Consider the following 25065-nt stretch of genomic DNA (forward strand, 5'->3'; position numbering starts at 1 on the left):
GTATTTTGAATGCGTCAACTTGGCATAACACCTTGATCTTCTGATCAAAGTTATAGGGTCAAGCCGCACGAGCAATTAGTATCAGTTAGCTTAACGCATTACTGCGCTTCCACACCTGACCTATCAACGTCCTGGTCTTGAACGACTCTTCAGGGGGCTCGAGGCCCCGGCAGATCTCATCTTGAAACGAGTTTCCCGCTTAGATGCTTTCAGCGGTTATCTCTTCCACACTTAGCTACTCGGCAATGCCACTGGCGTGACAACCGATACACCAGAGGTGTGTCCACTCCGGTCCTCTCGTACTAGGAGCAGGCTTCCTCAAATCTGCAGCGCCCACGGAAGATAGGGACCAAACTGTCTCACGACGTTTTAAACCCAGCTCACGTACCTCTTTAAATGGCGAACAGCCATACCCTTGGGACCGGCTACAGCCCCAGGATGAGATGAGCCGACATCGAGGTGCCAAACACCGCCGTCGATATGAACTCTTGGGCGGTATCAGCCTGTTATCCCCAGAGTACCTTTTATCCGTTGAGCGATGGCCCTTCCATACAGAACCACCGGATCACTATGTCCTGCTTTCGCATCTGCTCGACTTGTCAGTCTCGCAGTTAAGCACGCTTATGCCATTGCACTATCGTCACGATGTCCGACCGTAACTAGCGTACCTTCGAACTCCTCCGTTACGCTTTGGGAGGAGACCGCCCCAGTCAAACTGCCTACCATGCACTGTCCCCGATCCAGATAATGGACCTAGGTTAGAACCTCAAACACACCAGGGTGGTATTTCAACGTTGGCTCCACAAGATCTAGCGACCCTGCTTCAAAGCCTCCCACCTATCCTACACAGATCTGTTCAAAGTCCAATACAAAGCTACAGTAAAGGTTCATGGGGTCTTTCCGTCTTTCCGCGGGGAGATTGCATCATCACAAACATTTCAACTTCGCTGAGTCTCAGGAGGAGACAGTGTGGCCATCGTTACGCCATTCGTGCAGGTCGGAACTTACCCGACAAGGAATTTCGCTACCTTAGGACCGTTATAGTTACGGCCGCCGTTTACTGGGACTTCAATCAAGAGCTTGCACCCCATCATTTAATCTTCCAGCACCGGGCAGGCGTCACACCCTATACGTCCACTTTCGTGTTTGCAGAGTGCTGTGTTTTTAATAAACAGTCGCAGCCACCGATTTTTTGCAACCCATTCATGCTCCGTTGTTCACTTCACACTAATAGGGCACACCTTCTTCCGAAGTTACGGTGTCAATTTGCCGAGTTCCTTCTCCTGAGTTCTCTCAAGCGCCTTAGAATACTCATCTCGCGCACCAGTGTCGGTTTGCGGTACGGTCGTATACAGCTGAAGCTTAGTGGCTTTTCCTGGAACCTCGTTCAGTCACTTCGCGAGCAAGCTCGCTCGATCGTTGGCCTCGGTATATGTGCACCGGATTTGCCTAATGCACGCCTACATCCAACTAAACCGGGATATCCAACACCCGGATGACCTATTAAGATCCGTCCCCACATCGCACTGTATATCGGTACAGGAATATTGACCTGTTTCCCATCAGCTACGCATCTCTGCCTCGCCTTAGGGGCCGACTCACTCTACGCCGATGAACGTTGCGTAGAAAACCTTGCGCTTACGGCGAGGGGGCTTTTCACCCCCTTTAACGCTACTCATGTCAGCATTCGCACTTCTGATACCTCCAGCACGCTTTACAACGCACCTTCACAGGCTTACAGAACGCTCTCCTACCACTTGCAATAAATTGCAAATCCGCAGCTTCGGTAACTGGCTTAGCCCCGTTACATCTTCCGCGCAGGACGACTCGATCAGTGAGCTATTACGCTTTCTTTAAATGATGGCTGCTTCTAAGCCAACATCCTGACTGTTTTAGCCTTCCCACTTCGTTTCCCACTTAGCCAATTTTAGGGACCTTAGCTGGCGGTCTGGGTTGTTTCCCTCTTGAGTCCGGACGTTAGCACCCGGTGCTCTGTCTCCCAAGCTGTACTCTTCGGTATTCGGAGTTTGCCTTGGTTTGGTAAGTCGCCATGACCCCCTAGCCAAAACAGTGCTCTACCCCCGAAGGTAATACTTGAGGCACTACCTAAATAGTTTTCGGAGAGAACCAGCTATTTCCAAGTTTGTTTAGCCTTTCACCCCTATCCACAGCTCATCCGCTAGTTTTGCAACACTAGTCGGTTCGGACCTCCAGTACCTGTTACGGCACCTTCATCCTGGCCATGGATAGATCACTTGGTTTCGGGTCTACACCCAGCGACTGATCGCCCTATTCGGACTCGATTTCTCTACGGCTTCCCTATTCGGTTAACCTTGCCACTGAATGTAAGTCGCTGACCCATTATACAAAAGGTACGCAGTCACCCTTGCGGGCTCCTACTTTTTGTAAGCACGCGGTTTCAGGATCTATTTCACTCCCCTCCCGGGGTTCTTTTCGCCTTTCCCTCACGGTACTAGTTCACTATCGGTCGATGATGAGTATTTAGCCTTGGAGGATGGTCCCCCCATATTCAGACAGGATTACACGTGTCCCGCCCTACTTTTCGCTAGCTCAGTACCACACAAGTCTTTTAACGTACGGGGCTGTCACCCACTATGGCCGGCCTTTCCAAGCCGTTCTGATAAGTCTTGTGCTATCACTAGCAGGCTCTTCCGATTTCGCTCGCCACTACTTTCGGAATCTCGGTTGATGTCTTTTCCTCGAGCTACTGAGATGTTTCAGTTCACCCGGTTCGCCTCGCATAGCTATGTATTCACTATGCGATACCTTTCGGTGGGTTTCCCCATTCGGAAATCTCCGGATCAAAGCTAATTTGCCAGCTCCCCGAAGCTTATCGCAGGCTATCACGTCCTTCGTCGCCTATCATCGCCAAGGCATCCACCACGTGCTCTTATTCACTTGACCCTATAACTTTGACGTTTCTTCACAGAAACCAAAGTCAATCAAGGAATTGCCAGGTCTTTCACCTGGCGCGTTATGCCGTCTTCATAAATCGATTTGACTCGAAATTGAAGTTCATATTGACGCAATCAAAAATTCAAGTTGCTGACGGCACGGTGAGCCATGAAGCTCTTTCCGTCAGCAACGCTGATTCAACTCTATGAATTTTTAAAGAACAGCCGATTGATCAAGAGATCCTGATCAACAACAAAGAAGCCTCATGCTTTCGCAGGAAGCCGCTTTGGTGTTGAAACGTTCCGAGGGAACCGATTATTGGTTGTGGTGGAGGATGACGGGATCGAACCGACGACCCCCTGCTTGCAAAGCAGGTGCTCTCCCAGCTGAGCTAATCCCCCAAACTCTCACACACGAGATATCAGAAGATTTGGTGGGTCTAGTTGGGCTCGAACCAACGACCCCCGCCTTATCAAGACGGTGCTCTAACCAGCTGAGCTACAGACCCATTCGCCAATCATCTTCGAAATCGAAGACAACCGACTTCTTCCAACAACCGATAAGTGTGGGCGTTTAAATTAAATTGCTTGTTTCCAGAAAGGAGGTGATCCAGCCGCACCTTCCGATACGGCTACCTTGTTACGACTTCACCCCAGTCACGAACCCTGCCGTGGTAATCGCCCTCCTTGCGGTTAAGCTAACTACTTCTGGCAGAACCCGCTCCCATGGTGTGACGGGCGGTGTGTACAAGACCCGGGAACGTATTCACCGTGACATTCTGATCCACGATTACTAGCGATTCCGACTTCACGCAGTCGAGTTGCAGACTGCGATCCGGACTACGACTGGTTTTATGGGATTAGCTCCCCCTCGCGGGTTGGCAACCCTTTGTACCAGCCATTGTATGACGTGTGTAGCCCCACCTATAAGGGCCATGAGGACTTGACGTCATCCCCACCTTCCTCCGGTTTGTCACCGGCAGTCTCATTAGAGTGCCCAACCAAATGTAGCAACTAATGACAAGGGTTGCGCTCGTTGCGGGACTTAACCCAACATCTCACGACACGAGCTGACGACAGCCATGCAGCACCTGTGTTACGGTTCTCTTTCGAGCACTAAGCCATCTCTGGCGAATTCCGTACATGTCAAAGGTGGGTAAGGTTTTTCGCGTTGCATCGAATTAAACCACATCATCCACCGCTTGTGCGGGTCCCCGTCAATTCCTTTGAGTTTCAACCTTGCGGCCGTACTCCCCAGGCGGTCAACTTCACGCGTTAGCTTCGTTACTGAGAAAGTGAATTCCCAACAACCAGTTGACATCGTTTAGGGCGTGGACTACCAGGGTATCTAATCCTGTTTGCTCCCCACGCTTTCGTGCATGAGCGTCAGTACAGGTCCAGGGGATTGCCTTCGCCATCGGTGTTCCTCCGCATATCTACGCATTTCACTGCTACACGCGGAATTCCATCCCCCTCTACCGTACTCTAGCTATGCAGTCACAGATGCAGTTCCCAGGTTGAGCCCGGGGATTTCACAACTGTCTTACATAACCGCCTGCGCACGCTTTACGCCCAGTAATTCCGATTAACGCTTGCACCCTACGTATTACCGCGGCTGCTGGCACGTAGTTAGCCGGTGCTTATTCTTACGGTACCGTCATTAGCCCTCTTTATTAGAAAAGGCCGTTTCGTTCCGTACAAAAGCAGTTTACAACCCGAAGGCCTTCATCCTGCACGCGGCATGGCTGGATCAGGCTTGCGCCCATTGTCCAAAATTCCCCACTGCTGCCTCCCGTAGGAGTCTGGGCCGTGTCTCAGTCCCAGTGTGGCTGGTCGTCCTCTCAGACCAGCTACAGATCGAAGGCTTGGTGAGCCTTTACCTCACCAACTACCTAATCTGCCATCGGCCGCTCCATTCGCGCAAGGTCTTGCGATCCCCTGCTTTCATCCGTAGATCGTATGCGGTATTAGCACAGCTTTCGCTGCGTTATCCCCCACGATTGGGCACGTTCCGATGTATTACTCACCCGTTCGCCACTCGCCGCCAGGATTGCTCCCGCGCTGCCGTTCGACTTGCATGTGTAAGGCATGCCGCCAGCGTTCAATCTGAGCCAGGATCAAACTCTATAGTTCGATCTTGATTTGCGCCTGATCTCGCGATCAAGCAAAACTCACAAAAACGGAATTGAAGTGAACTTCACTTCTATTCTCATGAGCGTTTTAAGTCTTGCGACTTGTTCCGAAGAACTTACGCAATTACCTTCAAACGCCCACGCTTATCGGCTGTAATTTTTTAACGATCACCGAAGCAACTCATCGTTTACTTCGTCTTGCTCGCTGCGATCAGCGAAGCCTTGTAGTCTAACACGATTTTTAAAGAATCGTCAAACTTTTTTCAACCCCTTCACCTTCAAACCCCAGCAGAACAACTCTCGTCATCCGCCGCTGAAGCCGTCCAGCGAAGCCCTCGATTATGCACAGCTTTTTGAACTTGCGTCAACTTCGAGAGAAGTTTTTTCGACCTGCCTGCAACTCGCCCGAAGACTCGCTACCGACAGTGCTGACAACCTGCAGAGTGCCGGATGCTTCGCTCGTCTTGCTCGCACTTATGAGGTGCTCACATAAATAAGAAAGGCCCAACACACTGTGTTGGGCCTTTCCGGGCTGTAAGAGCCTGACGATGACCTACTTTCACACGGGAACCCGCACTATCATCGGCGCTGAGTCGTTTCACTGTCCTGTTCGGGATGGGAAGGAGTGGGACCAACTCGCTATGGTCATCAGGCATAAAGGGTTGTCTGGCTGATCACGTGATCAACCAAACGAATTCATAGAGTTTTGAATCAGCACGCGCGGTGGCGTTATTTGAATGTATTTTTGAATGCGTCAACTTGGCATAACACCTTGATCAGACTGATCAAAGTTATAGGGTCAAGCCGCACGAGCAATTAGTATCAGTTAGCTTAACGCATTACTGCGCTTCCACACCTGACCTATCAACGTCCTGGTCTTGAACGACTCTTCAGGGGGCTCGAGGCCCCGGCAGATCTCATCTTGAAACGAGTTTCCCGCTTAGATGCTTTCAGCGGTTATCTCTTCCACACTTAGCTACTCGGCAATGCCACTGGCGTGACAACCGATACACCAGAGGTGTGTCCACTCCGGTCCTCTCGTACTAGGAGCAGGCTTCCTCAAATCTGCAGCGCCCACGGAAGATAGGGACCAAACTGTCTCACGACGTTTTAAACCCAGCTCACGTACCTCTTTAAATGGCGAACAGCCATACCCTTGGGACCGGCTACAGCCCCAGGATGAGATGAGCCGACATCGAGGTGCCAAACACCGCCGTCGATATGAACTCTTGGGCGGTATCAGCCTGTTATCCCCAGAGTACCTTTTATCCGTTGAGCGATGGCCCTTCCATACAGAACCACCGGATCACTATGTCCTGCTTTCGCATCTGCTCGACTTGTCAGTCTCGCAGTTAAGCACGCTTATGCCATTGCACTATCGTCACGATGTCCGACCGTAACTAGCGTACCTTCGAACTCCTCCGTTACGCTTTGGGAGGAGACCGCCCCAGTCAAACTGCCTACCATGCACTGTCCCCGATCCAGATAATGGACCTAGGTTAGAACCTCAAACACACCAGGGTGGTATTTCAACGTTGGCTCCACAAGATCTAGCGACCCTGCTTCAAAGCCTCCCACCTATCCTACACAGATCTGTTCAAAGTCCAATACAAAGCTACAGTAAAGGTTCATGGGGTCTTTCCGTCTTTCCGCGGGGAGATTGCATCATCACAAACATTTCAACTTCGCTGAGTCTCAGGAGGAGACAGTGTGGCCATCGTTACGCCATTCGTGCAGGTCGGAACTTACCCGACAAGGAATTTCGCTACCTTAGGACCGTTATAGTTACGGCCGCCGTTTACTGGGACTTCAATCAAGAGCTTGCACCCCATCATTTAATCTTCCAGCACCGGGCAGGCGTCACACCCTATACGTCCACTTTCGTGTTTGCAGAGTGCTGTGTTTTTAATAAACAGTCGCAGCCACCGATTTTTTGCAACCCATTCATGCTCCGTTGTTCACTTCACACTAATAGGGCACACCTTCTTCCGAAGTTACGGTGTCAATTTGCCGAGTTCCTTCTCCTGAGTTCTCTCAAGCGCCTTAGAATACTCATCTCGCGCACCAGTGTCGGTTTGCGGTACGGTCGTATACAGCTGAAGCTTAGTGGCTTTTCCTGGAACCTCGTTCAGTCACTTCGCGAGCAAGCTCGCTCGATCGTTGGCCTCGGTATATGTGCACCGGATTTGCCTAATGCACGCCTACATCCAACTAAACCGGGATATCCAACACCCGGATGACCTATTAAGATCCGTCCCCACATCGCACTGTATATCGGTACAGGAATATTGACCTGTTTCCCATCAGCTACGCATCTCTGCCTCGCCTTAGGGGCCGACTCACTCTACGCCGATGAACGTTGCGTAGAAAACCTTGCGCTTACGGCGAGGGGGCTTTTCACCCCCTTTAACGCTACTCATGTCAGCATTCGCACTTCTGATACCTCCAGCACGCTTTACAACGCACCTTCACAGGCTTACAGAACGCTCTCCTACCACTTGCAATAAATTGCAAATCCGCAGCTTCGGTAACTGGCTTAGCCCCGTTACATCTTCCGCGCAGGACGACTCGATCAGTGAGCTATTACGCTTTCTTTAAATGATGGCTGCTTCTAAGCCAACATCCTGACTGTTTTAGCCTTCCCACTTCGTTTCCCACTTAGCCAATTTTAGGGACCTTAGCTGGCGGTCTGGGTTGTTTCCCTCTTGAGTCCGGACGTTAGCACCCGGTGCTCTGTCTCCCAAGCTGTACTCTTCGGTATTCGGAGTTTGCCTTGGTTTGGTAAGTCGCCATGACCCCCTAGCCAAAACAGTGCTCTACCCCCGAAGGTAATACTTGAGGCACTACCTAAATAGTTTTCGGAGAGAACCAGCTATTTCCAAGTTTGTTTAGCCTTTCACCCCTATCCACAGCTCATCCGCTAGTTTTGCAACACTAGTCGGTTCGGACCTCCAGTACCTGTTACGGCACCTTCATCCTGGCCATGGATAGATCACTTGGTTTCGGGTCTACACCCAGCGACTGATCGCCCTATTCGGACTCGATTTCTCTACGGCTTCCCTATTCGGTTAACCTTGCCACTGAATGTAAGTCGCTGACCCATTATACAAAAGGTACGCAGTCACCCTTGCGGGCTCCTACTTTTTGTAAGCACGCGGTTTCAGGATCTATTTCACTCCCCTCCCGGGGTTCTTTTCGCCTTTCCCTCACGGTACTAGTTCACTATCGGTCGATGATGAGTATTTAGCCTTGGAGGATGGTCCCCCCATATTCAGACAGGATTACACGTGTCCCGCCCTACTTTTCGCTAGCTCAGTACCACACAAGTCTTTTAACGTACGGGGCTGTCACCCACTATGGCCGGCCTTTCCAAGCCGTTCTGATAAGTCTTGTGCTATCACTAGCAGGCTCTTCCGATTTCGCTCGCCACTACTTTCGGAATCTCGGTTGATGTCTTTTCCTCGAGCTACTGAGATGTTTCAGTTCACCCGGTTCGCCTCGCATAGCTATGTATTCACTATGCGATACCTTTCGGTGGGTTTCCCCATTCGGAAATCTCCGGATCAAAGCTAATTTGCCAGCTCCCCGAAGCTTATCGCAGGCTATCACGTCCTTCGTCGCCTATCATCGCCAAGGCATCCACCACGTGCTCTTATTCACTTGACCCTATAACTTTGACGTTTCTTCACAGAAACCAAAGTCAATCAAGGAATTGCCAGGTCTTTCACCTGGCGCGTTATGCCGTCTTCATAAATCGATTTGACTCGAAATTGAAGTTCATATTGACGCAATCAAAAATTCAAGTTGCTGACGGCACGGTGAGCCATGAAGCTCTTTCCGTCAGCAACGCTGATTCAACTCTATGAATTTTTAAAGAACAGCCGATTGATCAAGAGATCCTGATCAACAACAAAGAAGCCTCATGCTTTCGCAGGAAGCCGCTTTGGTGTTGAAACGTTCCGAGGGAACCGATTATTGGTTGTGGTGGAGGATGACGGGATCGAACCGACGACCCCCTGCTTGCAAAGCAGGTGCTCTCCCAGCTGAGCTAATCCCCCAAACTCTCACACACGAGATATCAGAAGATTTGGTGGGTCTAGTTGGGCTCGAACCAACGACCCCCGCCTTATCAAGACGGTGCTCTAACCAGCTGAGCTACAGACCCATTCGCCAATCATCTTCGAAATCGAAGACAACCGACTTCTTCCAACAACCGATAAGTGTGGGCGTTTAAATTAAATTGCTTGTTTCCAGAAAGGAGGTGATCCAGCCGCACCTTCCGATACGGCTACCTTGTTACGACTTCACCCCAGTCACGAACCCTGCCGTGGTAATCGCCCTCCTTGCGGTTAAGCTAACTACTTCTGGCAGAACCCGCTCCCATGGTGTGACGGGCGGTGTGTACAAGACCCGGGAACGTATTCACCGTGACATTCTGATCCACGATTACTAGCGATTCCGACTTCACGCAGTCGAGTTGCAGACTGCGATCCGGACTACGACTGGTTTTATGGGATTAGCTCCCCCTCGCGGGTTGGCAACCCTTTGTACCAGCCATTGTATGACGTGTGTAGCCCCACCTATAAGGGCCATGAGGACTTGACGTCATCCCCACCTTCCTCCGGTTTGTCACCGGCAGTCTCATTAGAGTGCCCAACCAAATGTAGCAACTAATGACAAGGGTTGCGCTCGTTGCGGGACTTAACCCAACATCTCACGACACGAGCTGACGACAGCCATGCAGCACCTGTGTTACGGTTCTCTTTCGAGCACTAAGCCATCTCTGGCGAATTCCGTACATGTCAAAGGTGGGTAAGGTTTTTCGCGTTGCATCGAATTAAACCACATCATCCACCGCTTGTGCGGGTCCCCGTCAATTCCTTTGAGTTTCAACCTTGCGGCCGTACTCCCCAGGCGGTCAACTTCACGCGTTAGCTTCGTTACTGAGAAAGTGAATTCCCAACAACCAGTTGACATCGTTTAGGGCGTGGACTACCAGGGTATCTAATCCTGTTTGCTCCCCACGCTTTCGTGCATGAGCGTCAGTACAGGTCCAGGGGATTGCCTTCGCCATCGGTGTTCCTCCGCATATCTACGCATTTCACTGCTACACGCGGAATTCCATCCCCCTCTACCGTACTCTAGCTATGCAGTCACAGATGCAGTTCCCAGGTTGAGCCCGGGGATTTCACAACTGTCTTACATAACCGCCTGCGCACGCTTTACGCCCAGTAATTCCGATTAACGCTTGCACCCTACGTATTACCGCGGCTGCTGGCACGTAGTTAGCCGGTGCTTATTCTTACGGTACCGTCATTAGCCCTCTTTATTAGAAAAGGCCGTTTCGTTCCGTACAAAAGCAGTTTACAACCCGAAGGCCTTCATCCTGCACGCGGCATGGCTGGATCAGGCTTGCGCCCATTGTCCAAAATTCCCCACTGCTGCCTCCCGTAGGAGTCTGGGCCGTGTCTCAGTCCCAGTGTGGCTGGTCGTCCTCTCAGACCAGCTACAGATCGAAGGCTTGGTGAGCCTTTACCTCACCAACTACCTAATCTGCCATCGGCCGCTCCATTCGCGCAAGGTCTTGCGATCCCCTGCTTTCATCCGTAGATCGTATGCGGTATTAGCACAGCTTTCGCTGCGTTATCCCCCACGATTGGGCACGTTCCGATGTATTACTCACCCGTTCGCCACTCGCCGCCAGGATTGCTCCCGCGCTGCCGTTCGACTTGCATGTGTAAGGCATGCCGCCAGCGTTCAATCTGAGCCAGGATCAAACTCTATAGTTCGATCTTGATTTGCGCCTGATCTCGCGATCAAGCAAAACTCACAAAAACGGAATTGAAGTGAACTTCACTTCTATTCTCATGAGCGTTTTAAGTCTTGCGACTTGTTCCGAAGAACTTACGCAATTACCTTCAAACGCCCACGCTTATCGGCTGTAATTTTTTAACGATCACCGAAGCAACTCATCGTTTACTTCGTCTTGCTCGCCGCGATCAGCGAAGCCTTGTAGTCTAACACGATTTTTAAAGAATCGTCAAACTTTTTTCAACCCCTTCACCTTCAAACCCCAGCAGAACAACTCTCGCCATCCGCCGCTGAAGCCGTCCAGCGAAGCCCTCGATTATGCACAGCTTTTTGAACTTGCGTCAACTTCGAGAGAAGTTTTTTTCGACTGCTTTATCAACCTGCCCTCGGCTTTCGCCTCCGGGCCTGTCGACCTGATTTGCGTTGCCGCATCGTCAGCCGAGCCAGCGAGTATATGCCATTTATCCAGCCCTGCAAGAGCGCTGCCAACAAATCGACCGCCCGGCTTTCCTGCCTGCGGCAGCGCTACGCGCTGCCGCAGGCAGAACAGGCTCCTCGGATAATCCGCCCCACATGGCACTCATCACACTCCTCGACGCCCAATTGGCGTTCGGTCACGTCCCGCTGCTCGATCACACGGACTTCTCGCTCCTCGAATCGGAGCGCATCGGCCTGATCGGCCGCAATGGCGCGGGGAAATCCTCCCTGCTCAAGATACTGGGGGGACTGGAGAAGCCGGATGACGGCGCCCTCCAGTACCAGCAGCACCTGCGCGTCTCCTATGTGGCGCAGGAACCCGCCCTGGACATGGAGGCCGACGTGTTCACCGCCGCCAGCGCCGGGCTGTCCGAGGTGATCGCCGTGCGGGACCTCTACCTATCGGGCGCGGACGGCCTGGACCTGGACGCCCTCCAGTCCCAGATCGAGGCCTTCGATGCCTGGAACTGGGAGCAGCGCGTCGAAGAGACGCTGCATCGTCTCCATCTGGACCGCAATGCCCGCGTCGGCAACCTGTCGGGCGGCACCCGCAAGCGGGTGGCCCTGGCCCAGGCCCTGGTCGCGGCGCCCGACGTGCTCCTGCTCGACGAGCCCACCAACCACCTGGACCTCGATTCCATCGAGTGGCTTGAGCAGCTGCTGATCGACTTCAAGGGCAGCGTGGTCACCGTGACCCACGACCGCAGCTTCCTGAACCGCGTCGCCACCCGCATCGTGGAGCTCGATCGCGGCAAGCTCGGCTCCTACCCCGGCAACTTCGAACAATACCTGCTGCAGAAGGAAGAGCAGCTGGCCCAGGAAGCGGTGATCAACGCCAAGGCCGACAAGCTGCTGGCGCAGGAAGAGGTCTGGATCCGCAAGGGCGTCGAAGCCCGCCGCACCCGCAGCCAGAGCCGCATCGGCCGCCTCGAGGCGCTGCGCGCCAACCGCACCGCCCGCCGCGAGGTGCAGGGCAGCGTCAACATGGACGTGGCCACCGGCCAGGCCAGCGGCAAGATCGTGGCCGAGCTGACCGAAGCCTCCAAGTCCTTCGGCGAGAAGACCGTGATCCGCAACTTCAGCGGCACCATCCTGCGCGGCGACAAGATCGGCCTGCTCGGCCCCAACGGCGCGGGCAAGACCACGCTGCTCAAGCTGATCCTCGGCGAGCTCGAACCCGACAGCGGCAAGATCCGCCGCGGCACCAACCTCGAGGTCGCCTACTTCGACCAGATGCGCGACAAGCTCGACCTCGACGCCACGCTCGAGGACTTCATCAGCCCCGGCAGCGAATGGATCGAGATCGGCAGCCAGCGCAAGCACGTCAAGAGCTACCTGTCGGACTTCCTGTTCTCCCCCGCGCGCGCCAACTCCCCGGTGCGCTCCCTGAGCGGCGGCGAGCGCAACCGGCTGCTGCTGGCGCGCCTGTTCGCCCGCCCGGCCAACGTGCTGGTGCTCGACGAACCGACCAACGACCTCGACATCGACACGCTGGAGCTGCTCGAAGGCCTGCTGCAGGACTACGACGGCACGGTGTTCCTCGTGAGCCACGACCGCACCTTCCTCGACAACGTGGTCACCAGCACCATCGCCTACGAGGGCGACGGCCGCTGGCGCGAGTACGAGGGCAGCGTGCAGGACTGGCTGATCCAGTCCCGCCGCGCGCGCGAGATCGCCGAGCAGCGTCTGGCCGCGGCCGCCACGCCCGCCGTGGCGCCGCCCCCGCCCGCCGCCAGCGCGGCCAGCCCCGCGCGCCCGGCCGCACCGCCCGCCGGCGCGCCGCGCAAGAAGCTCAGCTACAAGGAACAGCGCGAGTTCGACGCCCTCCCCGCGCTGATCGAAGCGCTGGAAACCGAGCAGAAGCGCATCTCGGAAATCCTCGCGCTCGATGGCGGCGCGATCTACGCCAGCGATGCCTCGCGCGCCACCGAGCTGGCCGCGCGCCACAGCCGGATCGACGACGAACTGCTGACCGCGATGGAGCGGCAGGAAGAACTGGGCGCCAGCCGCTGAGTCCGCCTGCCGTCCGACGCCGGACGGCCGCGACCTCGGCTATACATGCGGCTCCCACCCAATCCAGACAACAGAAAGCGCCGGGGGAGTCCACCGCATGCCGTTCATTCCAGCGTACCTCGGTCGTTCGACGGCGGCGGCCCTGCTGCTCGTCCTCGGCGCCTGCGCCCAATTGCCCCAGAACGTGGACCGCCCGGTGTCCACCGCGCTGGCCGCCCCGGCCGGCACGGCCCTGGCCACGCTGGTCCAGGAGCGCCGCCGGGCCGATGCGGCGCGCTACGAATCGGGCTTCCTGCTGCTCGCGGGTCCGCAGGCGGCCTACGGCAGCCGGCTGGCGCTGATCGACGGGGCCCAGAAGACGCTGGACCTCCAGTACTACGCCATCCACGTCGATGCCAGCACCGGGCGCCTGGTGCGCGGCCTGCGCGCCGCGGCCGAGCGCGGCGTGCGGGTGCGCATCCTGCTCGACGACTTCCACAGCACCGGACGCGACGCGCTGGTGCTGGGCCTGGCCTTCGTGCCGAACATCGAGCTGCGGCTGTTCAACCCGCTCGCGGGCGCGCGCGGCTCGACCTTCAGCCGACTTCTGAATTCGGCCGGCGACGCCTCGCGCATCCAGCAGCGCATGCACAACAAGCTGTTCCTGGCCGACAACGTGCTGGGCGTGACCGGCGGGCGCAACCTCGGCGACGCCTACTTCGGCAATTCACTCAACGGCAACTTCATCGACGTCGACGTGCTCGCGGCCGGCCCGATCGTGCAGGACCTCTCGCGCAGCTTCGACAGCTACTGGAACAACGAGCGCGCCTACCCGGCGCAGTCGCTGGTCTCGCGCGAGGAGCTGCAGGCGATCCGCGACCGCGCGCGCCAGACCGACCAGGAGCTGGCCGAGGAATCGGCCCGCGCGCGCGACCCCGCCACCGCGAACTCCGGGGACCAGCCCAAGCCGCCCGACGGCGAGCCCCGCCCCGACGGTCCGCCCACCGCCGAGCAACGCGCGCGCGCCTGGGACGAGAAGCCGCTCGACCTGCGCAGCGCGCGCTTCGTCTGGGCACCGGCCGCGATGCTGGCCGACCAGCCCGGCAAGATCCCGGCCGACGTGCCCGGCGGCCCGGACGGTGCCCGCGCGCCCGGCCTGGTGGTGAGCCAGCCCGAGGACAAGGCCGGCGTGTCGCGCAGCGCGGCCGCGCTCACGGCCGACTCCGACCTCGCGGCCGGCAGCGAGACGGTGGTCGAGGGGCTGCTGCAGCTCATCGGCCAGGCCCGCTCCGATCTGCTGATCATCTCGCCCTACTTCGTGCCCGGCGCCGACATGAAGCAGGCCTTCGCCGCCGCCCGCGCGCGCGGCGTGCGCATCCGGGTGCTGACCAATTCGCTGGCCTCGAACGACGCGCCGGTGGCCCACGTGGGCTACGCGCGCCATCGCGAGGAGCTGCTGAAGATGGGCATCGGCCTGTACGAGCTGCGCAGCGAGCAGGCCGGCCTGGGCAGCGCCTTCGGTGGCTCCACCGGCTCGACCGGCGGCAGCAGCGTGACCGGCGAATCGCGCGCGATGCTGCATTCGAAGGTGCTGGTGATGGACGGCCGGCTGCTGGTGGTCGGCTCGATGAACCTCGACCTGCGCTCGCAGCTGCAGAACACCGAGATCGCGCTGTTGATCCGCAGCACCGAGCTGTCGCGCCTGGCGGCCGAGCAGATCGAGCGCGGGCTGCGCGAGCGCGCGTGGCATGTCGAACTCGTCGACGGTTCGCTGGTCTGGCACGCGCCCGAGGGCAGCGGCCTGCCCGACAGCCGGACCGAGCCCGATGCCAGCCTGAGCCTGCGCCTGCTGCTCAAGCTCTTCGGGCCGCTGGCGCCGGACCAACTGCTCTAGTCAGCCCGGCGCCGCGGAAGCGGCCTCAATGCTTGTGCTGATGCGCGGCCCCGCCCGCGTCGGCGCCGGCCGGCGCGCCCACGGGCAGCGTGACGTCGAGCGCGGTCTTCACGCCCTTCGCGTCCTCGAACTTCAGGGTCAGCGGCACGTTCGTGCCCTTGGCGACCGCGCCCTTCAGGTCCATCAGCATGACGTGGAAGCCGCCCGGCTTCAGTTCCACCGTCTGGCCGGCCGGCAGGTCGAGGCCGGCGCTCAGCTCGCGCATCTTCATGGTGTCGCCTTCCATCTTCATCTCGTGTACCTCGGCCACGCCGGCCGCGGGCGTGGAGATGCTCACGAGCTTGGTGCCCGTGGGCGAGGTCAGCTTCATGAAGGCGCCGGTGCCGCTCTGGCCCGGCACCGACTGACGCACCCAGCCGTCGCGCACGTCGACCGTGGCCACGCCCTGCGCCACCACGTCCAGCCTGGCGGCCGGGCGCTTCAGGCCCGCGGTGGAATTGCCCGAGGCCGGCACCTCGGCCCAGTCGGCGCTGCCCACGTCGCAGGTCTGCAGCACCTTGAACCACAGCGTGCCCGGCGTGGCCGGCGCCTTGCCGCGCACCACGAACTCGGCCTTCTCGGTGCCGGGCAGCGCGGCCTGCGCGTTCTCGGCGGTCCAGCGCACCTCGCCGCCGGCGCCCTTCTGCACATCGAGCTTCCAGCCCTTGCGCGCCTGCGCCTCGCTCAGCACGAAGCCCGGCGGCAGCTTCACCGCCAGACCGGTGGTGGCCTTGGCGCCTTCGCAGGCATGGCCGACGCGGAAGGCGGCGTCGTAGTCGCTGCCCACGGTGACGCCGCCGGGCGGCAGCGTGACATGGGCCAGCACGGCGGCGGCGCTGCCGGCCAGCAGGACGGCGGCGGCGACGGTGCGCAGGGTGAGGTGACGGTTCATGAGAGGTACTCCTTGAGGAAAGACGGTGAAGGACAGGGCAGGCGTCAGAGGTCGAACTTGAGTTCGCCCACGTAGGTGCGCTGCGGATAGGGGTGGAAGGCCCAGTACTTGTTGTTGTTCAGGTTGTCGATGCCGAAGGATGCGCTCCATTGGCGGTCGATGCGGTAGCGCACGCGCAGGTCGGCCACGAAGAACTTCGAGAAGCCCATGTAGGCGAAGCCGTTCGGGTCGCTGTTGTCGAGCGTGCCGTACTGCTTGCCGCTGTAGCGCATGCCCAGGGTGTAGCTCCAGTTGGCGTCGGGCCGGTAGGTGGCCAGCAGGGTGGCGCGCACCTTGGGCACGCGCGGCTGCTGCTGGCCGACGCTGGCCGGAAAGCCGCGGTTGGCTGTGATCTTCGAGTTCGCGAGCGTGAGGCTGCCGCCGAGGTCGAGGCCGCGGATGCCGACGTCGGTGGCGTTCAGCGCCACCTCGAGCCCGCGGGTGCGGATGGCATCGACGTTCTGCACCGTGCTCACGAGGTTGGTCAGCGCCTGGCTGTAGAGCGCGTCCTTCGTGCGCTCGAAGAACAGCGTGGTGCGCAGCACGCCGTCGAGCCCCCAGCCGTCGAGGCCGCGTTCGGCGCTGAGCTCGGTGGTCCACGAGCGCTCGGGCCGCAGGTTGGGGTCGGTGTTGACGATGCGGTTGCCGTCGATCGAGCCCTGGTAGAGCTCGCTCACGGTCGGCATGCGCACCGCGCGGCCGGTCGAGGCCTTGAACAGCCAGTCGGACGTGGCCTGCCAGGCGATCGCGGCCTTGGGCGAGTCGTAGCTGTTCCTGCGCGGCGCGAAGTCGAGCAGCCGGGTCGCGTTGCCGAGCTGGCCGCCCCAGGCCTCCCAGCGCTCGTGGCGCAGGCCCAGGGTGGTCTTCCAGTCGCGCGCGAAGCGCCAGGTGTCCTGCAGGTAGAGCGACTGCAGCCGGGTGTTGCCGTTGAAGGCCGAGAACGGCGTGATCGGCGGGCCGCCGATCCAGTCGAGGGTGTTGCCGACGCTGGTGCGCAGCTTGGCCGCGTCCTGCTGGAAGCCGAAGTCGACCACGTGCGCGCCCACGCCCTCGGCCGAGCCGGTGGGCCGCCAGGTGCCCGCGGCCTTGAAGGTACGCCAGCCGCTGCCGCCCATGTCGGTGGTGCGGCCCGGCCCGCCGAGGAAGGCGCCGGGCAGCGGCGTGGTCGGCGTGCGCGAGGTGTCGCTCGCGTAGTCGAACAGGCTGGCCGCCACCTCCCAGTCGAACACGCCGCCGCTGTGGCTCTTGACCGAGAGGCCGTGCATGTAGTGGGTGAGCCGGGTCTCGGTCGGCACCAGCGCGCCGCTCGGCGCGTCGAGGTTGTAGCTGCGCCCGGCGATGTTGACCCGCCCGCCGTAGACCGGCAGGCCCAGCGGATCGCGCAGCCAGGTGTCGACGCTGCCGTGCGTGGTGTTGTTCCAGGCGCCCAGCGTGTAGGTGGCGCGCACCGTGGGCGAGAAGTCGTAGGCCAGCTTGAGCTTGGCCTGTTCCTGCGTGGTGTCGTAGATCGTCGCGCCGCCGACCAGCCACCAGGGCTGGTTCGAGGGATTGAGCCCCAGCACCGCGCCGGTGACCGGGGTGCCCGCATTGCCGAGCGTGCCCGCGCTCAGCAAGCGGTTGCCGAACACCAGCGCCTGGCCCTTGCTCTGGGTGCGCGAGGCGCTGAGCCACCACGACCAGTCGCCGCTGCGGCTGCCCAGCGACAGGTCGAGCTGCTGGCCGGCCGGCGAGGAATGGCTGTTGTAGAGATCGAAGTTCGAGACGAAGCCGCTGAGCTTCACGTGGGCCTCGAACTTCTCGGGCATGCGCGTCACGTAGTCGACCACCGCGCCCACCGAGTTGCCGGGGTAGGCGGCAGAGAACGGCCCGTACAGCACGTCGACGCGCTCGATCTCCTCGGGCGAGACCATGCCCCAGCGCGGCGCGTAGGTGGCGCCGTTGCCCAGCGGGTTCGACAGCATGATGCCGTCGGCGTAGACCATCGAGCGCGCGCTGTTGCCGGTGCCCGAGGCGCGCGTGGCCAGCACCGCGTGGTTGAAGTCGCCGATGTAGCGCTTGCGCACGACCAGGCTCGGCAGGTACTTGAGTGCGTCCTCGCTGTCGGTGGCGTTCACCGTCTCGACGATCTGCGCGTGCGTCGTGCCTTCGATGGTGGTCGGGATCTGCGCCGGCAGCGAGGTCGGCCGGCCGCTGGTGACGGTAATGGCGCCGAGCGCGCGCTCGGAGCCGGGGGCCGCGTCAGCCGCCGGCGCCGGCGCGGTTTGCGCCCAGGCGGGCGCGCCGAGCGAGGCGCTCAGCGGGAATGCCATGGCGATCGCCACGGCGCGGGAATGCTTGTTCACAGGGAGGCTGCTCCACGAAACGCTGGCCAAAAAGGACCGGAGACGCCCGTCGAACGGGCGCATCCAGCCATGGACTCGAGGGTTTCAGGAGCGCGAAGGCGGTCCGCGCGCGGGCAGCGGCGCCGCGGTGGCCGCGGCCAGGCGCGCGGCGGGAATCGGCTGGAGCACGCGCCCCAGCGGCAGGGGAAGGTCGAGGGCGGCGACCGGCGGCGCCGGCGGCGGCGCGCCGGTCAGCACGCACAGCGGGCAGTCCATGTGCGAGACGCCCATTTCCTGCACGCCGTCCTCGGTATGGACCACCGCCTTGACGGCGCCGGCGCTCGAGCAGACCAGCTCGATCGCCTGCGGATGCACCAGCGGCGAAGCGATCGCCGCGCCCAGCGAGAGCGCGAACCACAGCAGCACCCAGCGGCCGGCGAGGCCGAGGAAGCGGGTGTGGCGGCGCATCAGGTGCATGGCGGGCGCGATTATCGGCGCGTTTTGGACGCGGCGGGCTTGGAGGACGCCTTCGCGGCCGGCTTGGCCGTCGACTTGGCCGGTGCCTTGGCCGCCGGTTTGGCGCCCTTCGGCGCCGCCTTGCCGCCCTTGGCCGGCGCCGCCGCACGCGCGCCCCCCTTGCCCCGGACCGGCGCGGCCTTGGCCGAGCGGCCGCCGCGCGTGGCACGCGCCGAGCGTACGGGCGGTGCCGCCGCAGCTTCGGCCTCGGGTTCCTCGGCCGTTGCGGGCAGCGTGCCGCGCTCGCCCGGCAGCACCTCGGACACCGTGAAGCCCTGCGCCGCCAGCAAGGTCGGCAGGCCCTGCGCGCCGATCATGTGCAGCGCGCCCACGGCCGCGAACACCCGCTGCCCGCCCTCGTGCATGCGCGTGATGCCGGCCGCCAGGATCGGGTTGCGGTCGTCGAGCAGCCGCTTCATCAGCCGTTGCTCGGCCGGCGTGCGCATGCAGTCGCACCATTCGGGGAAGCGCGAGAGCCGCGCGAGGTCGCCGCGCGCCCAGGCGTCGGCCAGTTCCTTGAGCTGGGTGCGCAGCTGGCCCGACTCGAGCTCGTCGAGCGCCGAATCGATCTGCGCCGCCTCCTCCTCCTCGGAGCCGCCGGTCAGCATCTCGAGCTGGGCCGCCGGGTTCTCGAGCGCGAACACCGGCTTGTTGGCGTTGCGCGCCCACACGGCCAGCATCTCGTCGATGCCGAAGTCGGGATAGAGGCCGTCGGCCCGCCCGGCCAGGCCGGTCAGCGCCGTCACCTGCAGGATCGGCTGCAGCGCCGCGTTGGCGCCCGGCGTCACGCAGGCGATCTCGTTCTGCCGCGCCAGCCGCTGCGCTCGCTCGCCGCTGAGCAGCCGCGCGACCAGCGCCGGGTCGGCCGGCTGGGTCAGCGGCTTCATCGCGGCGGGATCGCGCACGTCGATCTCGAGCGCCAGCGCGTCGCTCTGGCCGAGCGCGCGCTGCACGGTCGGGCCGGGGCGCAGCCAGGGCGCGCGCCCGAGGTGGATGGTGCCGTACAGCCACGAGGTGCGGCCGTCCTTCTCGATGCGCCACAGCAGGCCGCGGTCGGCGCCGCTGCGCTGGTCGCTCGAACTGCGCGAACGCTCGAGGCTGCCGATGGCCGAGGGCGGGCAGGCCGCCTGCGCCGCCACGCCGGCCAGCGCGCAGCAGGCGCCGACCAGGGCCGGCAACGCGCCGCGCGCCCAGGAGAAGGGGAAACGGAAGGAAGAGAGGAAAGATGAGGAGACCAGGCGCATGCGCCGTGCCGACCGATCGGACGGCTTGTCGATTTCGCGCCTCGGTGCAACCAGTGCCCGGAGTATCCGCAAGGCTCGCTCCATGAAGAAAGAAAGTCCGGCATTACAACAGCACCGCTGCCCATAATCCGGAACATGCAGAGCATCTTCCATCTCGCCTTCCACGTGCGCGACCTCGACACCGCACGCCGCTTCTATGGCGAGGCCCTCGGCTGCACCGAAGGCCGCAGCACCGACACCTGGGTCGATTTCGACTTTTTCGGCCACCAGATCTCGCTGCACCTGGGCGAACCCTTCGCCACCACGCGCACCGGCCGCGTCGGCGATGCGATGGTGCCGATGCCGCACTTCGGCATCGTGCTGGCGCTGCCCGACTGGCAGGCACTGGCCGCGCGGCTCGAGGCCGCCGGCACCGACTTCGTGCTCAAGCCCCAGGTCCGCTTCGAAGGCCAGCCGGGCGAGCAGTGGACCATGTTCTTCTGCGACCCCTTCGGCAACCCGATCGAGGCCAAGGGCTTCCGCTCGCTCGACGCGCTTTACGACAAGTGACCCACGCTCCGGTCCGGCCGGTCGATGTTCCGCGGCTCGCGGCGCGGCTGGCCCTGGCCGCGACGCTGGCCCTGCCGCTGCTGTTGGGCGCCACCGCCGCGCGCGCGGCGCAGGACTGCGAGCTCAACGGCCAGCCGATCAACCCCGCCAACGGCGGCGAGACCGCGCGCAAGACCGGCGTGCTGCGCTGCAAGGACCGCGGCAGCGGCCAGCTGCTGCGCGAGGAGCAGATCCAGAACGGCGTCTTCATGGGCCTGGTGCGCGTCTACGAGAACGGACGGCTCGCGAAGGAGCACACGCTCAACGCCAAGGGCAACATGCACGGCTTGGCGCGCGAGTTCGCGCCCGGCGGCCAGGTGCTGCGCGAGGCCACCTACGACGACGGCCAGGAGCGCGGCCTGGTGCGCAGCTTCTATCCGGGCGGCAAGCTGCGCCGCGCCAGCTTCTATCCCGACCAGGGCGGCGACCGGGCCTCGGCCGAGTTCACCGAGCGCGGCCAGCTCTCGGCGCTGCGCTGCGGCAACGCGCCGATGCTGGCGCCCGCGGCCGACGACGCGCGGCTGTGCGGCTTCGGCGGCGCGCCCTCGCAGGTCGAGCTGTTCGACGCGCGCGGCATCCTGCGCTCGCGCCAGTCCTACCTGGCCGGCAAGCGCGTGCGCACGCAGGATTTCTACGACAACGGCAAGCCCTCGCAGCTCGACGAGATCAACGGCAACCAGCGCACCGAGCGCCAGTTCTCGTCCGAGGGCGTGAAGCGCCGCGAGACCGTCTCGCTGCTGGGGGCGGCGCGCTCGGCGATCCGCCTGCGCGACCAGGAGTTCTCGGAGCGCGGCACGCTGGTGCGCGACCAGCGCTGGAACAGCGCCGGCGAGCCGATCGGCGACGACAGCTACTACCTCAACGGCCAGCCGCACACCAAGTCGGTCTACAGCGGCGCGGGCAATGCACGCACGGTGCTGGTCACCGAGTTCCACGACAACGGCCAGCGCGCCGCGCTGGGCCGCTACCTCGTGGGCGGGCGCGGCGCGCGGCAGCTGCCGCAGGGCACGCACCAGCGCTTCGACGAGAAGGGCACGCTGGTCGCCGAATCGAGCTTCGACGCGCGCGGCCGCGTCACGCGCGAGCGCAGCTGGGACGAGAACGGCGAGCTGGTGCGCGACGACGAGGTGTTCGAGGACGGCTCGCGCAGGGCCTACGCGCGCTGAGAGCCGCCCTCCGGGGCGCTCAGTCGAGCTTGATGCCTGCCTGCTTGATGATCGGGCCCCAGCGATTCGACTCCGCGCGCGACAGCGCCGCGAACTGCGCGGGCGTGCCGGGCATGGCTTCCATGCCGAAGTCCTCGAAGCGCTTCTGCACCTGCGGATTGCCGAAGGCGCGGTTGAGGTCGCCGTTGAGCTTGTTCACCACCGCCGCGGGCAGGCCGGCCGGGCCGAGCACGCCCTGGAACGCGAACACCTCGGAATTCGCCACGCCCACCTCGGCCAGCGTCGGCACGTCGGGCAGCAGCTTGCTGCGCGCGCCCGAGCCGATGGCCAGCACGCGCACCTTGTTGGCCTTCATGATCGACAGGCCCGAGGCCAGGTCGAGGAACATGCACGGCACCTGGCCGCCCATCACGTCGGCCATGGCCGGCGCCGCGCCGCGGTAGGGGATGTGGGTGATGAAGCTGCCGGTGCGCACCTTGAACATCTCCATCGCCAGGTGGTGCGGCGAGCCGTTGCCCGGCGAGGCGTAGTTGACCTTGCCCGGGTTGGCCTTCACGTAGGCCAGGAACTCCTTGAAGGTCTTGGCCGGGAAGTCCGGGTGCACCACCAGCGCCAGCGGGAACTTGCCGATCGCGCCGATGTAGCTGAAGTCCTTCTCGGGGTTGAAGGGCAGCTTGCCGAACAGGTGCTCGTTGAAGGCCAGCACCGCGTTGTCGGCCGACAGCACGGTGTAGCCGTCGGGCTTGCTCTTGGCGACCATGTCGGCGCCGATGTTGGTCGAGGCGCCGGGGCGGTTGTCGATCACGATCTGCTGGCCCAGCGTCTGGCGCATGGCCTCGGCCAGCGCGCGCGCGATCACGTCGGTGCCGCCGCCCGCGGGATAGGGCACCACCCAGCGGATCAGTTGCGAGGGATAGTCCTGCGCGCGGGCGAAGGGCGCGGCGGCCACGGCGGCGCCCGAGGCGAGCGTGGCAAGGAGGGTACGGCGGTCCATGAGGGTCATCTCCAGGTTGTCATTCGGTTGCGGACAGCGATGGTACGGGCAGCGCATGCAGCGCGTCGGCCAGCGCGGCGCGGCAGCGCGCCTCGTCGCCGACCTGCTCGAACAGCAGCAGCGCGAGCCGCGCGAGGAACAGCGATTCGCGCTCGGCGCCGGCCTCGCTGATGGCGTTCGCGCAGTCGGCGTAGAGGCGGTCGCGGGCCTCGGGGGCCAGGGTGGGACGTGCGGTGGTCATGCGGCGAGGGTCTCCAGTTGCACGGCGGCGGCCGCGCGTTCGAGCGCGCGCGGCAACGCGCCCGCGCTCAGGCGGCGCCAGCGCGCGGCCACGTGGCCGTCGGGGCGCAGCAGGTAGACCGCGCCCTCGCGCGCGCCGAGGGCCTCGAACACCCGCGCGTCGGCATGGGCATCGGCGGGACCGTCGGCCGCGATCGTGCACAGCGCGAACGGCAGGGGTCCCTGTTGCGCCCGTGCGATGTCGTCGGCCGGCAGTTCGACGGCGGCGCCGTGCGCGGGCCGTAGCACCAGCAGCGTGAAGCGCGCGCCGATCCGGTCGGTGAGATGGCCCTGCGCGAGCTGCTGCTCGGGCATCGCCTCGCCGGGCAGCGGGCCCGCGGGCAGCGCGTCGCCGTCCGCGCTCGACAGCGGCGAATCATCGTAGCGCACCGCCTGCGTCTGGCGCGGATTGATCAGTTGCGCGATGCCGCGGTGCGCGCCCGACAGCGACAACGCCGCCTCGCGCAGCAGGTCGAAGCCGCGCGAGGGCGGCGACATGAACTCGGTGCTGCGCATCGCGTTCTCGGCATTGACGTGGAACGCGGCGATGCGCTCGGCCGAGTAGCTGTCGAGCAGCGCGGCATCCGACAGGCCGCGCGCCACGAAGGCCAGCTTCCAGGCCAGGTTGTCGGCATCGTCGAAGCCCGAGTTGAGGCCGCGCACGCCGAAGATCGGCATCGCATGCGCCGCGTTGCCCGCGAACAGCACGCGGCCGTGGCGGTAGCTCGCGAGCGTCATCGCGCCGGCGCGGTAGACCGAGGTCCAGACCGTCTTCCACGGCAGGTGGCCCTCGCCGATGGCGTCGAGGTGGCGCTGCACGAACTCGGCCACGGCCGGCGGCTGCAGCGCCTCCTCGGTGCTCTGGCCGGCGCGCAGCTGGTAGTCGATGCGCCAGATGTCGTCGGGCTGCCGGTGCATCAGCACGGTCGAGCCCGGGTTCCACGGCGGGTCGAACCAGGCGCGGCGCTCGGTCGGGTGGCCGCTCTTGAGCTCGATGTCGATGATCACGTAGCGGCCTTCGTAGCCCGTGCCCTCGAGCGCCAAGCCCAGCGCCTTGCGCACGAAGCTCTGGCCGCCGTCGCAGGCCGCGAGCCACTGGCCGCGCAGCTGGTACTCGCCCTGCGCGTTGCGTGCCTCGAGCAGCACGCCCGCGTCGTCCTGCGAAAGGCCGGTGAGCTCGGTGCCCCAGCGGATGTCGATCAGCCCCGGCGCCGCGGCGTTGCGACGCTCGATCTCCTCGAGCAGATAGTGCTCGGCGTAGTACTGCTCGAGGTTGATCATCGGCGGCAGCTTCTGCCGCGCATCGTGCGGCATCTCGAAGCGGAACACCTCCTCGGTCTTGTAGAAGCTGCGCCCGCCGGTCCACGGCAGGCCCTTGGCCAGGAAGGCCGGCAGCGCGCCCAGGCGCGCCATGATCTCCAGGCTGCGGCGCGAGATGCAGGCCGCGCGGCTGCCGACGCAGACCGTGTCGTCGGCCTCGAGGATCACGCTGCGCACGCCATGGTTGGCGAGCCCCAGCGCGAGCGCCATGCCGACCGGGCCACCGCCCGCGATCACCACCGGATGGCTGCCGCCCGCCACGGCCTCGAAGCCGTCGGCCGCAAGCGCCGGCAGGCGCACCGGGTAGCGCGTGTAGTCGAAGGCGCCGACCGAGGGCGGCAGGCCGGCCGCTGCCGGCGGCAGCGGTCCGCCGGCGGCGTCGCCAGGGCGCGCGGCCGGCGCAACAGGCACGGGGTTCGAGAGAGCAACGGGGCGGTTCATGCCCG

The 25065-nt window shown here is 62.4% G+C and carries 11 protein-coding genes, 4 tRNA genes and 5 rRNA genes; 4 read left to right on the plus strand and 16 right to left on the minus strand.

Translation table 11 applies throughout. From position 1 onward, the window contains the following. Positions 1 to 54: 54 nt before the first annotated feature. The 9 genes from R0232_RS31400 to R0232_RS31440 all read right to left on the minus strand — a co-directional run bounded on the left by R0232_RS31400 (position 55) and on the right by R0232_RS31440 (position 10836). Positions 55 to 2925: ribosomal RNA gene (locus R0232_RS31400) — 23S ribosomal RNA — on the minus strand. Between the two features lie 316 nt (positions 2926 to 3241). Beyond that, positions 3242 to 3317: transfer RNA gene (locus R0232_RS31405), tRNA-Ala, on the minus strand. A gap of 30 nt (positions 3318 to 3347) precedes the next feature. Further along, positions 3348 to 3424: transfer RNA gene (locus R0232_RS31410), tRNA-Ile, on the minus strand. Positions 3425 to 3513: 89 nt separating this feature from the next. After that, positions 3514 to 5048: ribosomal RNA gene (locus R0232_RS31415) — 16S ribosomal RNA — on the minus strand. A 539-nt stretch (positions 5049 to 5587) separates the two neighbouring features. Further along, positions 5588 to 5700, minus strand: a 5S ribosomal RNA gene (rrf, locus tag R0232_RS31420). Between the two features lie 142 nt (positions 5701 to 5842). Next, a 23S ribosomal RNA gene (locus tag R0232_RS31425) occupies positions 5843 to 8713 on the minus strand. A 316-nt stretch (positions 8714 to 9029) separates the two neighbouring features. Continuing rightward, positions 9030 to 9105 (minus strand) — tRNA-Ala (locus R0232_RS31430). A 30-nt stretch (positions 9106 to 9135) separates the two neighbouring features. Continuing rightward, a tRNA-Ile gene (locus tag R0232_RS31435) sits at positions 9136 to 9212 on the minus strand. Positions 9213 to 9301: 89 nt separating this feature from the next. Then, positions 9302 to 10836 (minus strand): 16S ribosomal RNA (locus R0232_RS31440). Together the 16S, 23S and 5S rRNA genes with 4 tRNA genes alongside form the textbook arrangement of a ribosomal RNA operon. Positions 10837 to 11431: 595 nt before the next feature. Here R0232_RS31440 and R0232_RS31445 point away from each other — a divergent pair. Together R0232_RS31445 and R0232_RS31450 are read left to right on the plus strand one after the other, a co-directional pair. Then, on the plus strand, positions 11432 to 13348 hold the full coding sequence (locus R0232_RS31445; RefSeq protein ID WP_431510576.1) for an ATP-binding cassette domain-containing protein: 1917 nt from the start codon (positions 11432 to 11434) through the stop codon (positions 13346 to 13348). A 97-nt stretch (positions 13349 to 13445) separates the two neighbouring features. After that, positions 13446 to 15221, plus strand: a complete 1776-nt coding sequence (locus tag R0232_RS31450) for a phospholipase D family protein (RefSeq protein ID WP_296780278.1) — start codon at positions 13446 to 13448, stop codon at positions 15219 to 15221. A gap of 25 nt (positions 15222 to 15246) precedes the next feature. On the opposite strand, the gene R0232_RS31455 is transcribed toward R0232_RS31450, so the two are convergent. The 4 genes from R0232_RS31455 to R0232_RS31470 all read right to left on the minus strand — a co-directional run bounded on the left by R0232_RS31455 (position 15247) and on the right by R0232_RS31470 (position 20272). Next, entirely contained in the window at positions 15247 to 16152 is a 906-nt protein-coding gene (locus tag R0232_RS31455) for a copper chaperone PCu(A)C (protein WP_431510577.1), read from the minus strand. A gap of 44 nt (positions 16153 to 16196) precedes the next feature. Beyond that, positions 16197 to 18500, minus strand: coding sequence for a TonB-dependent receptor (locus tag R0232_RS31460; RefSeq protein ID WP_431512943.1), 2304 nt, complete (start codon positions 18498 to 18500; stop codon positions 16197 to 16199). A gap of 117 nt (positions 18501 to 18617) precedes the next feature. After that, entirely contained in the window at positions 18618 to 18989 is a 372-nt protein-coding gene (locus R0232_RS31465) for a DUF2946 family protein (protein WP_431510578.1), read from the minus strand. A gap of 11 nt (positions 18990 to 19000) precedes the next feature. Continuing rightward, positions 19001 to 20272: a TraB/GumN family protein gene (locus R0232_RS31470; RefSeq protein ID WP_431510579.1), complete on the minus strand. Its 1272-nt coding sequence runs from the start codon at positions 20270 to 20272 to the stop codon at positions 19001 to 19003. 135 nt (positions 20273 to 20407) lie between these two features. Between R0232_RS31470 and R0232_RS31475 the strand changes: the two genes are divergently transcribed. Both R0232_RS31475 and R0232_RS31480 read left to right on the plus strand, forming a co-directional pair. Next, a complete protein-coding gene (locus tag R0232_RS31475; RefSeq protein WP_093356034.1) occupies positions 20408 to 20821 on the plus strand; it encodes a VOC family protein in 414 nt (137 codons plus the stop codon). After that, a complete protein-coding gene (locus R0232_RS31480; RefSeq protein ID WP_431510580.1) occupies positions 20818 to 22026 on the plus strand; it encodes a toxin-antitoxin system YwqK family antitoxin in 1209 nt (402 codons plus the stop codon). Before R0232_RS31475 ends, R0232_RS31480 begins: the two co-directional genes overlap by 4 nt. Before the next feature lie 19 nt (positions 22027 to 22045). On the opposite strand, the gene R0232_RS31485 is transcribed toward R0232_RS31480, so the two are convergent. From R0232_RS31485 to R0232_RS31495, 3 genes are read right to left on the minus strand one after another with little or no spacing between them, the layout of a single operon-like run. Beyond that, positions 22046 to 23020 carry a Bug family tripartite tricarboxylate transporter substrate binding protein gene (locus R0232_RS31485; RefSeq protein ID WP_431510581.1) on the minus strand — a complete coding sequence of 325 codons (975 nt, stop codon included), beginning with the start codon at positions 23018 to 23020 and terminating at the stop codon, positions 22046 to 22048. Positions 23021 to 23039: 19 nt separating this feature from the next. Beyond that, positions 23040 to 23261, minus strand: a complete 222-nt coding sequence (locus tag R0232_RS31490; RefSeq protein ID WP_296780290.1) for a hypothetical protein — start codon at positions 23259 to 23261, stop codon at positions 23040 to 23042. Continuing rightward, entirely contained in the window at positions 23258 to 25060 is a 1803-nt protein-coding gene (locus tag R0232_RS31495; RefSeq protein WP_431510582.1) for an FAD-dependent monooxygenase, read from the minus strand. Before R0232_RS31495 ends, R0232_RS31490 begins: the two co-directional genes overlap by 4 nt. Between the last annotated feature and the right edge of the window lie 5 nt (positions 25061 to 25065).

Origin of the sequence: Variovorax sp. DAIF25, assembly GCF_050711835.1 — a bacterium.
Lineage (GTDB): Bacteria > Pseudomonadota > Gammaproteobacteria > Burkholderiales > Burkholderiaceae_C > Variovorax.